12 protein-coding genes and 1 pseudogene are annotated in these 13,574 nt (G+C 67.7%); 5 read left to right on the forward strand and 8 right to left on the reverse strand.

The genetic code is table 11. The features are described from left to right. Window positions 1-778: 778 nt before the first annotated feature. Complete coding sequence (locus ACQPXD_RS15005; RefSeq protein WP_432838775.1) at window positions 779-1,759, forward strand: hypothetical protein; 981 nt, start codon at window positions 779-781, stop codon at window positions 1,757-1,759. Between the two features lie 305 nt (window positions 1,760-2,064). On the opposite strand, the gene ACQPXD_RS15010 is transcribed toward ACQPXD_RS15005, so the two are convergent. Further along, window positions 2,065-2,727, reverse strand: a complete 663-nt coding sequence (locus ACQPXD_RS15010) for a hypothetical protein (RefSeq protein WP_432838777.1) — start codon at window positions 2,725-2,727, stop codon at window positions 2,065-2,067. 542 nt (window positions 2,728-3,269) lie between these two features. Between ACQPXD_RS15010 and ACQPXD_RS15015 the strand changes: the two genes are divergently transcribed. Beyond that, on the forward strand, window positions 3,270-3,653 hold the full coding sequence (locus ACQPXD_RS15015; RefSeq protein ID WP_432838779.1) for a hypothetical protein: 384 nt from the start codon (window positions 3,270-3,272) through the stop codon (window positions 3,651-3,653). Here the strand turns inward: ACQPXD_RS15015 and ACQPXD_RS15020 are convergent. The 7 genes from ACQPXD_RS15020 to ACQPXD_RS15050 all read right to left on the reverse strand — a co-directional run bounded on the left by ACQPXD_RS15020 (window position 3,636) and on the right by ACQPXD_RS15050 (window position 9,721). Beyond that, window positions 3,636-5,333: a caspase family protein gene (locus tag ACQPXD_RS15020; protein WP_432838781.1), complete on the reverse strand. Its 1,698-nt coding sequence runs from the start codon at window positions 5,331-5,333 to the stop codon at window positions 3,636-3,638. The genes ACQPXD_RS15015 and ACQPXD_RS15020 overlap by 18 nt on opposite strands. Before the next feature lie 400 nt (window positions 5,334-5,733). Further along, a complete protein-coding gene (locus tag ACQPXD_RS15025) occupies window positions 5,734-6,429 on the reverse strand; it encodes a 2'-5' RNA ligase family protein (protein ID WP_432838783.1) in 696 nt (231 codons plus the stop codon). Continuing rightward, window positions 6,429-7,808, reverse strand: coding sequence for a hypothetical protein (locus ACQPXD_RS15030; protein WP_432838785.1), 1,380 nt, complete (start codon window positions 7,806-7,808; stop codon window positions 6,429-6,431). The genes ACQPXD_RS15025 and ACQPXD_RS15030 overlap by 1 nt, the downstream gene beginning before the upstream one ends. Before the next feature lie 147 nt (window positions 7,809-7,955). After that, window positions 7,956-8,192 carry a hypothetical protein gene (locus ACQPXD_RS15035; RefSeq protein WP_432838787.1) on the reverse strand — a complete coding sequence of 79 codons (237 nt, stop codon included), beginning with the start codon at window positions 8,190-8,192 and terminating at the stop codon, window positions 7,956-7,958. 181 nt (window positions 8,193-8,373) lie between these two features. Next, window positions 8,374-9,051 carry a hypothetical protein gene (locus ACQPXD_RS15040; protein ID WP_432838789.1) on the reverse strand — a complete coding sequence of 226 codons (678 nt, stop codon included), beginning with the start codon at window positions 9,049-9,051 and terminating at the stop codon, window positions 8,374-8,376. A gap of 87 nt (window positions 9,052-9,138) precedes the next feature. After that, the gene (locus ACQPXD_RS15045; protein WP_432838791.1) at window positions 9,139-9,489 is read right to left on the reverse strand and encodes a hypothetical protein; all 351 of its coding nucleotides are present in this window, start codon (window positions 9,487-9,489) and stop codon (window positions 9,139-9,141) included. A 4-nt stretch (window positions 9,490-9,493) separates the two neighbouring features. Then, complete coding sequence (locus tag ACQPXD_RS15050; RefSeq protein WP_432838793.1) at window positions 9,494-9,721, reverse strand: hypothetical protein; 228 nt, start codon at window positions 9,719-9,721, stop codon at window positions 9,494-9,496. A gap of 843 nt (window positions 9,722-10,564) precedes the next feature. Between ACQPXD_RS15050 and ACQPXD_RS15055 the strand changes: the two genes are divergently transcribed. The 3 genes and pseudogenes from ACQPXD_RS15055 to ACQPXD_RS15065 all read left to right on the forward strand — a co-directional run. Further along, window positions 10,565-11,719, forward strand: a complete 1,155-nt coding sequence (locus ACQPXD_RS15055; RefSeq protein ID WP_432838795.1) for a reverse transcriptase/maturase family protein — start codon at window positions 10,565-10,567, stop codon at window positions 11,717-11,719. After that, entirely contained in the window at window positions 11,719-12,297 is a 579-nt protein-coding gene (locus ACQPXD_RS15060) for a group II intron reverse transcriptase/maturase (protein WP_432838797.1), read from the forward strand. Before ACQPXD_RS15055 ends, ACQPXD_RS15060 begins: the two co-directional genes overlap by 1 nt. 107 nt (window positions 12,298-12,404) lie before the next feature. Continuing rightward, window positions 12,405-13,202, forward strand: a pseudogene (locus ACQPXD_RS15065) (transposase); the annotation flags it as partial. Window positions 13,203-13,574: the final 372 nt, after the last annotated feature.

Below are 13,574 nucleotides of genomic sequence, written 5' to 3' on the forward strand. Positions count from 1 at the left end.
GACAGGAATCGCGACGCGGCCTTCGAGGAGTTTGTGCAGGTCCGGGCGGCTGCGTTACTGCGGTCGGTGAAACTTCCACATTTACGCGCACGGCGGCACAGACACCGTGACCCTGACGGTGACCGACGAGCTCGGCCAGAAGCGACCACCAGCCGGGTGATCCCGCTGCAGCGCGGCGAGCGGCTTGCCCGACGCGAGGGCCCGCGGCCGGCAGTCGGCCCGAATCGTCTTCCGCCCACAGGTCCTCCGTCGGGCCGTTGCCGCCGACGTAGTACACGGCGTCGTAGTCCTCCAGGAGTGCGCCGGCCAGCTCGATCGGCCGGAGCAGCTCGTCGGCGGCGTGCAACCCGCACTCGCTCCAGGGCCTTCTGCTCACCCCCGCCATCGAGGGGCACAGACTCATGACATCGACATGCGGTATGAGTAAGCCAAGATCACTATCCGACGGTCGTTAGGGTACAACGGCGACGACCTACGGACGCGATCCTCGCCGCGATCGACCGGCTGCCGGCCAGCACTGCGCATTTGCCCAGGCAAGCTCATCATCAGCGAACCCATCGCCGGACACCGGGGAGTGCGGATCCTGAGATCGAATCCGATGGCACGCGACCCCATGTAGCGCACGGCAGGGCGGCTAGGGTGCTCGGATGCACACGCGGAACTGGGTTGCAGCGCTGGCGGCCATCGTCGGCGTCGTCGCGTTGTGCGCCGGCTGGCAAGAGTTGTCCAGGCGCGACGCTGAGCGCGAACAGTACCGCAGCGACGAGACCGTCCGCCGTTGCGCCCGGCCGTGCATGAGGCCGTGGCCCAGCGGTTGGGCCTACGTGGTGACCCGCCGCCGTCACTGACCGCATGTGTCTCCGGAACCGGCATCAAGATCGAACGGCTCCGTCAGCTCACTCTGCAAGTGCGGTTCGTCGCCGCCGTATGGGTGTGGGCGCCGACGCTCGACCGAGCGCTGGATCTCGGATCCGATCCGGTCGACCGGTCCGACTACGCCGCGGCGCTGAAAGCGGCTGGCATCGCCAGGCGACCCTGGTATCCGGAGGCGGTCAACGCGCTCGCCGAGCTCTGCGGGCGCGAGCGGCGGGTCGCCACCTACCACGACCTCGACGTGACCAGGCTGGCCGGCACAGCGGAGCGGGTCGTGAACCGCGACCACCTCGGCGTAGCCGCGCTCGGCGATGTCGTCGCCGTCGCCGCCGACCAGCAACGCCCGGTGAGTCCTGAGGACGTCTCGGCCGCGCTGACCGCCCACGGCAGCAGCCTGGCTGCCGATCGGACGTGGGCATGGCGGACGGTCGCCGGACGGCGGACGCCAGCCCTGCTTCGCGCGGCACAGGGCATGCTCGCGGTCGCCGGCCGTCTGCCCGTGCCGACGGTCCATGACGGTTGGCGCCGGCGGCTATGCGGGCGCGGCGTACGTGCCGAACCGCCGGTCGAAGCAGTCGAGGCCGTGCTCCGCGCCGAAGCGTTGTTTGTCGACGACGACCGATCCGGCGACAGCCCAGCCATGGTCCGCCTGGCCCGACCGCTACGCCCCGAGCAGGTCTACCGCGGCGCGGTCACTGCGCTCATCGAAGCGATCCGCACCGCGCCAGGACACGCCCTCACCCACAGCGAACTGCAACGGATCGCGGCCGCCGCGGGCGTCGGCCCGCACAGCGTGTCCCGCTACCTGGCCTATCGCGAGGTCTTCGTCCACCACGGCTTGGACTCCTGGACCGTTGTGGGCAATCACCGAAGTCCCGAGCGCTGACTCTCTCGGCCGCCCGGCGCAGAACGCTTCCATCCGTGCAGCGTGCGGGCGAGCACCGCGCGCCGAGTGCACCGGTCGGCGGGTATGCCGACGAGGTGGACCCCGCCCTCCTGTGCCGTCCTCGCACCATGATCCACAGCAGCGTCGTCACGACCTCGTCCCGACCGTGCACCTGCCGAGTAGGCCCGTGCCGACCCGTGGTTGGCCAGGTTCCCGGCGCCGCGGGAGCCGTCGGCGCGGGCACACCGGCCCGTGACTCCGGCCGCCGGGCGATTCGCGCGTTACTTGCTGGCTCCTCATGCCGGTTATCGTTCGGCGGAGTCATCGGCCGCATTCAGGCGCCGGTAGATCTCGGCCATCGCGGCTTCGCGTGCTTCGCGGCGTTGTTCGCCGATCACTGGGAGCAAGACCATCGTGGCGCTGACGGCACTCGCCACACTGACCATCGCGGCCAGCTGCAGCAGCCGATCAACCGCCCCGGGCCGGTCCGCCACCAGAGCGGGGACACCGCTCACGACCGCCGCCACGATCGCCGTACCGGCGACACGGCGCAGCGAACGGTTGATCCGCCTCAGGTCAAAATCCGGACCACGCCGTATCCACCCGAAGCCGGTGTGACACATCACCATCGCCGCCACACCGAAGGCCACGGCCAGGAGAACCTGCCACGCATAGCCGGCGGCACGCCCGGCAGCGCCGCCGAGGACGACCCACAACACCGCATCGGCCACGGCCGTGCCGACTCCGATCGTGGCGATCAGCCACGCGGCGGTCGGCCGACGCCACCGAACGACCGCCAACAGCAGCGCCAACGCGAACGCTTGTCCTGCGGCGGCGAAGCTGCTCAGCGCGCCGCTCCACCCCAGCGCCGATGCAGGTAGGCCGCCGCGGCTGAGCACCCACGCCACGACACCGGCTCGAACCAGGCCATATCCGGCCAGCATCAGCAGCAGCGGCGTCCAATCCATCTACGGGTTGTCCACCCATCGCGGTGGCTTGGCCCGCTCGTTGTTCGACGGCATGATCGTCCCCGTCTGTCTCGACATCGCACACCGACCATAGGCAGGCTACGTGCGGTGCCCGGAGCGCAGCCAGTCCGTTACCGCGCGCCCGCCTCGTCCCACGGCGACCCAGTCGGCAGTACTCGGCGGGCTGGATCTCGGCTCGTCGCCGTTCATGAACAGGGAAGATGCGGAGTGCTGCCGGCGCGGGCTCGGCGGGTAATGCACTTGTCTGCCCGTCACGGCGCCCCGACCGGTCGATGCAGGAGGCGACTGCGGACCGGGAGCCGACGTGCCGGACGGCGACGCCCCGGACGCCAGCGGCCTCGCGACCGTCTCGCCGTCCCCGGCGGACGCTTTCCCGTCGCCGACGAGGTGCCTCTGGCCGGCGGTCGCTCACGGCACGGCACGCTGTCGACGGCGGCTCCGCGGCGGCGAACTCGTTGGTCGGTACGGTGAGCAACACCGATGATGTGTGTCCCATCCGGGTCGGCAGGGCAGGAGGTACGGTGCGCGCCACGTTGATGGATCGTGCGGACGGCGATCAGATCGACGTCATCCTGACGCATCCGGCGCACCAGCGGACCCTGCGCACCTTGATCGATCTGATCGGGGCATTGCGCGCCTGCCGCTCGGTCGAGGACATGTACCATTTCCAGGGGCGGCTCCGCGGCATGGTCCTCGAGACCGAGCAGCACCGCGCCGCGATCAGCCAACAGATCAAACGACTGGATCGGCACCGCAACCTCACCGCTGACGCGCCCGAGCTCGGCACGGGCCTCGACCGCGCCGACCGAGCGTCGTGGGTGTTGGAAGGTGACGTCTACGAGCGGAGATCTCCAACATCACGGTGTGCGGGTTTAGGCCTGCGTCGCTCATGGCCTGCCGGATGACGTGGACGTAGGCATCGCTGAGCAGCGACCGGACCGCCACGTTGATCGACACCGGGAGCGTCCGGGGCGTGCCGGCCTCCTTATTGGCCGCCGTGTACGAGTGGATCGCCTTGGTCGCCAGGATCGAGTCGCGGGCGACGATGAACCGATCGCCCCACGCGTGCGCGATCTGCAGGATGGGGAACGGTGCGCTCTGCTCGGCCGGCGAGCGGCGTACCAGGCCTCGTAGCTGTGCGGGCTGACGCCGTGGTCCTGCAACGCGATCTCGATGACCGGCTGGAACACCATGTTCAGCGATTGGAGCAACTCCTCGTAGCGGTTGAGGCAGTGGTCGTACAGCGTCAGCGGCAGGCGCCCGAAGGCCTTGCGCAGCTCGGTGAGCACCCGGACCTCCGCGTACACCGGGTCGTCGCCAACGCCGACGCCCCAGATCGCCCGCAGGGCCCCGGACAGCAGTTCGCCCATTGCCAGCAACGCCGGCGCGGGCTCCACGATCACCAGCGCGGGCGCCTCGGCCGGGTTGGGGGACGGCAGCGGCACGCACAGCATCTGGCGCCCGCCCGGGTCCGAAGCGAGATAGCCGAGTGAGGTGGTCGACCCCATGCCCGGGCGGACGAACTGCAGGCACTGCTGCAGCATCGGCCGGCTGTCCGCCTCGTTGAACCGGTCCGTGCGGTTGATGATCCGCACGTCCGGAGGTGCGAAGGAGACCCAGGCGGCGGAGTGCGCATCGAGGGCCACCTGAATGCGTTCGAGGGCGCCGGCGCCCTCGTCGCGTCCCTGTCGCTGTGCCGGAACCAGCTCCTTGGATTTGAACACCCGCTTCAGGAGTTGCTGCACCGTCCCGGTGAACTGTTCCATCGGGTTGGCACAGGGGATGATCTTGCCGATGCCGACGGGGTCGGTGAGCGGCTGGACTCTGGCGTGCCGGGATGCCGCTGGTTGAGTCAATGTGGTCGTGGTGGAGCCCCACATCGGAACCAGGTGGCCGGGCGTGGGTTGGGTGACGTGCTCCACGGCGTGCCGGGCCAGAGCGTTGAACGTCACTCGGCCGTCAGCGTCAGCGGCGGCGCCCCGCAGCGCGTTGAGCAGCTCATGGGTCAGCACCCCGTGCTGCAACTGCTCGCGTTCGCGGGAGCTGGCCTCGCGCGGGCACGACAGCAGCGCGCTGTGCCGATCCATCTGCTGCCCGTAGGCGTCGATGGCCGGGATGTGCTGGCGGCGGTTCGTGAGATACGCGCCCGCGTGGCAGCAGTCGAGGATCAGAAACGAGGTGCCGGCGAACAATTCGAAGACGTCGTGCCGGAGGAACGACATGCGCAGTCCGTGATCGGGATCATCGCGCAGCATCGACGGGTCCAGGTCGGCGAGGCCGAGATAGGCGTCGGTCTGCGGTGCCCAGTCTGGGACCAGCGCGTGCCCGGCGAAGTACACCAGCAGCACGTCGGAGGGGGAGCCACCGAGAGCGATCTCCCGTAGAGTAGTCTTCACAGCCGCCGCCGTCGCTCGATGGCCGAGCAGAAGGTGCGTGTCGGTACTGTCGAACGTTCCGATGTTGCCGTCGGTCAGCAGCGCGTGCATGTCGCGCGCGTCGTTCTCGGCGTACTTCAGGGCCGGCACCCGAACCTGGACGCCGCACTGGTTGGAGCCGACGAACATCGCCCATCGCCGGTCACTCACGTAACCCCCTTGATGCGCAGAAAGGCCGTGGTCACTTTGCGCTGAGAAGCTAACACGTAAGGTGATGGATGCCTGCTCCGCCGGAGGGAACTGCGTACGAAAAGTCATCGATGGGCGACGTTCGGTTCGGCCATTCCGTTTCGCGGGGGAGCGCCTCGGGCGGTGCCCTTCCCGCGCTTCGGCTCGTGCTTGGAGGGCTTGATGCGGGAGGCGAGGGGTACCGACCACTGATATGCCGATCGGTCGATCATTCGTCACCGCGACCGACGTGAGGTTCGTGAGGCTGCGCTGATCTCGCCGCCACCTCGGCCATGGTCAACAAAGTCACGCTCGTTCTCAGGGACATCGCGAACGAAATCACGTTGTAGTCCGAGACGGCGACGCAGCGTGGCGCATTCCCCTAGTTGATCGAGATTGGTGGGCTTGCGCCGGCCAGCGGTATTTGGGTGACGGCGTGCCAGGAGTAGGCGCGGCTGCGGCGTTCGATCACGACGAGTGCCACTTGACTGACCGGGACGGTGACGATGTCGAGTGGGCTGAGCCGCTCGACCGCGGTGATGGCCTGTGTTGCCGGTACGTCGGAGTTGCAGTACGCGATCGCTACGTGAGGATGGAATCCCGGCGGTCTGACCGGGGCCTGCGGATACGCCGACAGCGTCGCCTCGCGGAGGGTGTCGCGCAGGGCCCTGAGCGGTTCGTGCGGGACGACGCTGAATCCGAGCGCTCCTGGCGTACCCCCGAGTCCTGCGACAGCGATGGTGAACGGCCGCAAGGCGCTGCACGCTTGCGCGGCGGCAGCGACTATCGTGTCGATCTGCTCTAGTCCGATGTCACCGTCGAATGCGACCCGTTCGAGCGTCATGTGCAGCTCGGCCAGTGGTGTGAAGTCGTAGTAGGGCAGGGGAATGCCGTCTCGGCAGCGCTGTGCCAGGGACTGCAGCTCGGTGCAGTGCTCGAAAGTCAGGTACCAGTAGTAGGCGCGCCGCGTCGTTTTGCGTGCCCAATGGTTGTGCAGCTGACGAATCTCTCGGAATCGCTGGAGTTCCTGCGCTGCAACGGATCGGACGGACGATGCGTGTTCCAGGTCCGCGTCCATCAAGACAATACCTCGTCGGCGACGGCGTCATGGACGGCCCGGATCTGTCTCGTATCGCCCCATTGCCGGGTCGCGTGCCGGACGAAGTCCAGCGTCCGCTGCTGCACCGCGATGATCGGGCGGCCGGCCGAGAGGCTGACGGCGTCGATCGCCAGGCGGCTTGCGCGTTCCAGATCGCCGTGCTTGGACACCACGAGGGCGGCGGCCTGGTCGAGCATCACCAGGGAGCGGCTCCACGGCGATCCTGAACGGGTGACCTCGGGCAGCGCCAGGCCGATATAGCGCTCGACGTGATCGGCCAGGCCGAGCGACACGTAGGCGGTGGCGGCGTTACTTGCCGTCTGGGCCGGACTGTAGCAGTCGAATGACACGCTGGAGGGGAGTCCGCCCGGGGCGTCGTTGCGGCCCATGAGGTCGTACGCGCTGTCGACGGCTCGATGGACACCATCGGTGTCGCCGAGCTTGCCGAGTGCCCGGGCGACGCCGTTGACCATGAGCCGCACGCTTTGTGGACCGGCACCGGCGTGCACGAGACCGTCTTCCGCGAATCGCAGGGCGGCGTCGTAGTCCTGGGCGTAGTACTCGCAGAGGCTCTGCAGGCCGCGTGCCCATGCCTGCAGGTTTGGCGTCTGCGCGAGTTCACCGAGCTTGAACGCCTCGGCGCAGTACGCCCTGGCCAGATGGTGCTGCCCACGCCCGACGGCAAGGTATCCGAGGAGGCCCGATGCGGCGGCGCCGATCTCGAATAGCTGCTGGCGTTGCCCGGAATAGTTGCATTCGTCGAGTAGAGAGGCAATCCACGCGCGTTGGTTGACGAGGGTCGGACGGATCTCCGCGTGATCGAACTGCTCGTAGCGGGCAACAGCGTCGTTGACCAGGATGCGCAGCTGCCTGATGATCTCCGGATCGATCGTCCGATTGAGTCGATGGATACGCTGGAGGATCGCCACAGCGTCCTGCTCGGCGCTGGCGTCTGGCGTGGCGGGGGTCTGACCTGCTGCCGGCGTCGCGACGCCGGTGGCGCTCGGCAGCGGCACGGCGACGTAGTCCGGCGCCGGCGAGCTTGGCGCGATCGTGTCGTCGCGGGACGGACGGGGGTTGTAGAAGCCGATGTCGAGTGCGGTGGCGGCGCCGAGCACCCGTTGAAATGCGCTGCGCCGCACGGCGGTCGGCCAGCGGTGCAGCCCGCGCTCGAGCTTGCCGATGTAGTTGGCGTCCACGTCGGCATCGTGGACACCGGCAGAGTAGAGGTCTCGGTTCACCGCGTCGGCCAACTCGCTCCGCGACATGGACTTGCCCGGGCGGACCGGTGAGGCCAGTTGTCGCCGAGCGGCGATGAGCAGGTGGTTAGGCTGCGACGGCGTGTCGGCCTGCGGCATGACGGTTCGCCTCCCTGCTTCGACGGCGGCCTGGTCCTGCCGATAAGCATGCCAGCCGGCGTGCTGCTGCTGTAGCGCTATGGGCGGGAGGCTGGTGCGATGCGGCGACCTCACCACGGCAGTCAGGGGGCGCGCGTCGGCTGCTGGTCATGATCTGGGCTGTTGCAGCAGTTGCGCGACGGCGGCTGCGGCGATGCCGATTGCGGTGTCACGGCTGACGTCGCCCAGGAGGTACCAGATGGTGCTGAAGCCGAAGACGTCGTCGGCGAGGTCAGGGTCCAGCGAGTTGGCCTGGGTGGTCAGGCGGTCGAGGTTTGTCCGGGACACCAGGCGCGCCGCGGCGGCTTGGGCGAACGCCTCGGCAGGTGGCGGCTGATCATGCATCGTCGATCACTTCACCGGGTTGCTGCCTGTAATGGGCTCGCGATGGCCTGCGGTGGCGAGGGTGGGGTCGCCGGTCGGCGGAGCTGCTGGCCGGCCGGCGACCCCGAGAGGTGCCGTGCCACTCCCGCAATCGCGGGTTTGGCGCGTGAGCACTGCACCTCGGCTACGGATGCCGAAAGGATCATAGGGCGATCACCGCGGTGACGAGCCGGTGGTCGGATGGATACGGGGCACGGTCCGGGACATGGACGCGGTAGCTGCCGGGGATGACGTGGGGCCGCATCGCGTCGTTGACCAGCAGCCAGTCGATGAGCAGGGAGCTGCCGCCCGGGTTGACGGTGGGCGCAAAGGCTTGCTCGGGAGGCTGTCCGGCCCGCAATGCTAATTCGGCCACGGCGTGGAATCCAATGCCGCCGAATCGATTGCCGTCGGGCCCACTGCCGCAGCTCATCCATCGGCCGATAAGGTGGTCGACGGCCTCGGTGTCCACGGTCCAGGTCCCGTCGGGGTGCCGGACGCCCTTGTGGGCGCGCAGCCGGGGCTCGACCGCCGACCAGTCCGGTTGCGCCGGAAACGGGCCGCTCGCGGTCGCGTTGAGATCGCCGCCGCCGATGACGGGCAGCGGGTCGTGGCCGTATCGGTCGATCCGTTTCGCCTCATCCAGCCGTGTGGTGGCGGACCGGAAGTCCCAGTGGGCGACCAACGCGAGGAACTCCGGTCGGGTCGCCGCGACCTCAGCCGAGCCACGGACGGCGAACCGCGCGACGTTGCGCTGGTCGTCGAATGCTCCCGGCTGATCGGGCGCCCACCAGCTGCGCAGGATCAGCTGGGTCGGGTCGTAGAAGATGGCCGGAGGCATCGGCCCGCGACCGGACCAGCCCAGCAACCCGACGTAGGGGGTGCCCAGCTGGTCCTGCAGCGCCTCGGCCGCTAGTGGTCCTGCCTGTTAGTCCGTCGGTGTTTGGTCGGACCATGTGGTGGGGTCGTTGAGGTAGAGGCCGCAGGCGCAGTCGAGGGCGTCTTCGGGGCTGCCGGCGAGGTGTCCGTTGGGCAGGTAGGAGTCCTCGTAGCCGTCTTTGCTGGCCAGGTAGATGGCGAAGCCCCAGGTGCTGGCGGATGCGCCGTAGCGCAGCCGGCACAGGGGCAGGACCTCACCGTCGGGCAGGTGCCCATCGACGTAGGCGAACTGGGCGCGGAACCGTACCTCGACCCGGGACAGCGCCGGCCATCGCTCGCGGGCTCGGCGGGTCAGCCGTTGTTGCAGGCTGGTCTTGGTGGATTCCGGTGGTTTGGCCACGGCCCTATCTTGCCTGGTTCAGGTGGCAGCGGGCGGGTACCGGCCCGGCTGGTACCCGCCCGGCCTGGCGGGCCTCGATACGCTGGAGCAGGTGGTCCAGGTCGGTGCGGGTGAAGCGCCAGTCGAACGGCCGGGCGGCGGCGTTGTAGCGGGGTTCGAAATCGGTGAGCCGCTGGGCAAGCGCGTCCAGATCGGTGAAGTCCGCCGGCTTGACGACCTTGCGCTGGATCACCGAGAACACGATCTCGTCGGGTAGCCCCGGCGCATTGCTGCGCCGGGGCCCCCTCAGAACCGGCCGTGCCCGATTTCCGCGCTATCCCGAACTCTGGATAGCGCGGAGAGGCGCACGGCGGGTTCGGCGAGCGGCCTGGGGAAACGGACCGGTAGCAACACCGGCACCGCGCCCCAGGCCGACTCAACCTGCTGTGTTTCCTGGACAACACCCGCAAAGCCCTCGCGGGGATGCTGCGGGAAGGCCGGGCCGGGTCGAACTCGACCGCTGATCACACTGCGCCACGAGGCGCTCTGTCATATCCCCGGTCCAGCCGGGAGAAACTTGAAGGGAGGTTTCTGGGTCTAATGGCTCACCTGGATCTGAAAAGTGAAGGGAAACGTAGCATGCCAGAAAAGTGTCGCTCGTGTTCAGGCGTATGAAACGAGGCGATGCGGGACCCGCGCGTCATGGTCAAAGCTGGATTGCCTGAACCCCAATTCCCGGGAGGTGAAATGGCGGCACCCGCCGGAAAGACGTCTGAAACCGGCGCCGCGTCCTGCGTCGACATGATGTGGTGGTCGACGCAACCTTCAGGGCGTGGAACGACTCCCAGTGAGGGACGTTCAAGGGAATGAGTGGGGGACCTAAAACGCGCTATCACGTATGACAGAGACGAACGTGGGATCACCTGTCGGACGCGAGTCCTATGGTGACAGAGGCCCCGTAGTAGTCGTCGGAATCACGCCCGACCAGGGAGGACGGGAAGGCCGTCCACAGGGCGAAGGGGGCCAGGTGACTGGACACTCAACAACCACGAGGTATGCGGAATGCAGAACGCCGAAACGGTGCTGAATGTCCTGCGTGAACGCGGAAGGCGTGGCCTGCCGCTGCAACGAACTGTATCGACAATTGTTTAACCCGCATCTGTACCTACTGGCCTACGGGAGAATCTACTCCAACGACGGGGCGATGACACCTGGGGCCTGCGGAGAGACCGCGGACGGCATGTCCCTGGCTAAAATCGGACGCATCATTGATGCGCTGCGCCACGAACGCTATCGGTTCCAGCCAGTACGACGCGTCTACATACCGAAGAAGACCGGAAAACGGAGACCTCTCGGCTTGCCGTCCTGGTCGGATAAACTCGTCGGTGAAGTCATCCGCCTCGTCCTTGAGGCGTATTACGAACCGCAATTATCCGACCGCTCACACGGCTTCCGTGCCCGCCGCGGCTGCCACACCGCACTGACCGAGGTGGCAACCGCCTGGACTGGGACGACCTGGTTTATCGAGGGAGATATCGCCGACTGTTTCGGCAGCCTTGATCACGAGATTATGCTGTCGACCCTGGCGGACAAGATTCACGATAACCGGTTCCTTCGGCTCATCAAACAGATGCTGCGAGCCGGGTACCTGGAGGACTGGGAATACAATGCGACGCTCAGCGGCGCGCCGCAGGGCGGAATAGCATCCCCGATCCTTTCCAACATCTATTTGGACCGGTTGGACACATTCGTCGAAACAGTGCTCATCCCGCAACACACCCGAGGCGACGGCAGGGCATCCAACCCTGCCTACCAGAGAAAATCAGCCGCGATCACACGCGCGCGCGGGCGCGGGGACCGGGTCGCGGTCCGGCAACTACGCAAGGAACGACGTGGCATCCCGGGATGGGATACCCATGACCCCCACTTCCGGCGGCTACGCTATTCCCGCTACGCCGACGATCATCTTCTCGGGTTCACCGGACCCAAAGCCGAAGCCGAGCAGATCAAACAACACCTCGCCCAATTCCTGCGTGACGACCTCAACCTGGAACTGAGCCAGGAAAAGACCCTCATCACGCACGCCCGCACCCAGGCTGCGAGATACCTCGGCTACGAGATCACCGTCTTGCACAGCCAGCACCGTCCCGCGTCAACGGCAACATCTGGCTGCGCGTGCCACGGACGGTCATCAAGGCCAAGACCGCCCCGTACCTCAAACACGGCAAACCCGAATGTCGCCCGGACCTGATGAACTGCGACGACAACGCCATCATCAAGACCTACGACGCCGAGTATCGGGGCGTGGCACTGTACTACCTGCTCGCCGGCGACGTATCGAAGCTGAACCGACTCCGATGGGTCGCGGAGACCTCGATGCTCAAGACGCTCGCCGCGAAGCACCGCTCGACGGTGGCGACCATGGCCCGCAAACACAAGGCCACGATCGATACACCGCACGGGCCACGCAGGTGCTTCGAGGCCGTCGTGGCACGGCCGGGCAGGAAGCCGCTGGTCGCCAGGTTCGGTGGCATTCCCCTCAAACGGCAGAGGAAAGCGGTCATCAACGACCGCCCACCAGCCCCGATCTCCGTCCCCCGCAAAGAGTTGATCACCCGGCTCACCGCACGACGGTGCGAGTGGTGCCAGCAACACGGCCCGGTAGAAACCCACCAGGTCCGCAAGCTCGCCGAACTCGACACACCGGGGCGACCACAGCCCGCCTGGGCACAACTGATGGCCAGCAAACGCCGCAAGACCCTCGTGGTCTGCGCCGCCTGCCACCAGACCATCCACGCCGGGCAACCAACCGCAACATCCACGCGATAGTCACTGGAGAGCCACGTGCACCGAAAGATGCCCGCGTGGTTCGGACCGGGGGCCGTTGGAAAAGGGGCCGCTACAGCGGAAACCTCGCCAACGGCCTACCGGTGTTCACCGTCCTGGACGACGCCCTGGCCCAGATCCCCGACGCCTACCGGCACGGGACCCCGATCCTGATCCGGTCGGACTCCGCCGGCTGCACCTTCGGTCTCCTGGCCCACATCCGCGGGCTGCGCGAGCACGGCGTGGACGCCCGGTTCTCCGTCGGGGTCGCGATCACCGAACCGATCCGCCAGGCGATCCTGACCGCCAAGGCACGGCCCGGCGGCTGGGTTCCGGCCGTGGACACCGACGGTGAAACCCGCGACGGCGCCGAGGTCTGCGAACTCACCGGCCTGGTCCCGGACGACGGCTACCCGCCCGGGACCCGGTTCATCGCCCGCCGGGAACGACCGCACCCCGGCGCCCAGCTGTCGCTCTTCGACACGATCGAGGGCATGCGCCACCAGGTAACAGCCACCGACACCCCGCCCGGCGACCCGACCAACGGGTCTGTCCAGTACCTCGAAGCCCGCCACCGCGCCCACGCCCGCGTCGAGGACCGCATCCGCACCGGCAAGGACACCGGCTTCGGCCGGTTCCCGTCCCGCGTCTTCGCGATCAACCAGGCCTGGCTAGAACTCGCGCTGACCGGTATCGACCTGCTCGCCTGGACCCAGATGCTGCTCCTAGACGGCCAACTCGCCGCCGCCGAACCCAAGAAACTGCGCTACCGGCTCCTGCACGTCGCCGCCCGGATGACCCGCACCGCCCGCCGAACCCGCCTCCGGATCCCCGAAACCTGGCCCTGGGCAACAGAACTCGCCACCGCGTTCACCCGCCTCGCCGCACTACCCCAGCCGATCACCTGAACCGCGCACCACAACCCCGACGACCGGATGGAGCGGCCCGGCAAGAGCCGGGCGCTCACCATGCCCAGACGCGGACACGCCACCCGGAAAAGATCAACTCCAGGCCGAACAACCTAGATCAACAACGGCTAGCTTCCCGGCCACCTCGAACGCCGTGGCGGCCCCGGTCGCGACGTGGTCGTAGACGACCTTGAGGCGCCGCTCGTGATGTGAGCTCGCCGCCGACCTGGTGGATCGCCGTCTTGACGTCGGCGCGCAGCTCAGCCCGGCCGGCGGTGACGAACCTGGCGGTCCGGTGGGCTGCCCGACCGGCCAGGCCATTTCCGGTGATGAGGTAACGAGCGAATCGTCCTTGTGGACGCCGGTGCGCGG

This window comes from Dactylosporangium sp. CA-092794, assembly GCF_050948465.1.
Classification (GTDB): domain Bacteria; phylum Actinomycetota; class Actinomycetes; order Mycobacteriales; family Micromonosporaceae; genus Dactylosporangium.

Excerpts from the sequence above, each read along its gene's own strand:
- ACQPXD_RS15025 (WP_432838783.1), bottom strand. The coding sequence starts at position 6,429 with ATGGACGCGGACCTGGAACACGCATCGTCCGTCCGATCCGTTGCAGCG.
- ACQPXD_RS15030 (WP_432838785.1), bottom strand. The coding sequence starts at position 7,808 with ATGCCGCAGGCCGACACGCCGTCGCAGCCTAACCACCTGCTCATCGCC.
- ACQPXD_RS15040 (WP_432838789.1), bottom strand. The coding sequence starts at position 9,051 with ATGCCTCCGGCCATCTTCTACGACCCGACCCAGCTGATCCTGCGCAGC.
- ACQPXD_RS15035 (WP_432838787.1), bottom strand. The coding sequence starts at position 8,192 with ATGCATGATCAGCCGCCACCTGCCGAGGCGTTCGCCCAAGCCGCCGCG.
- ACQPXD_RS15060 (WP_432838797.1), top strand. The coding sequence starts at position 11,719 with ATGAACTGCGACGACAACGCCATCATCAAGACCTACGACGCCGAGTAT.
- ACQPXD_RS15010 (WP_432838777.1), bottom strand. The coding sequence starts at position 2,727 with ATGGATTGGACGCCGCTGCTGCTGATGCTGGCCGGATATGGCCTGGTT.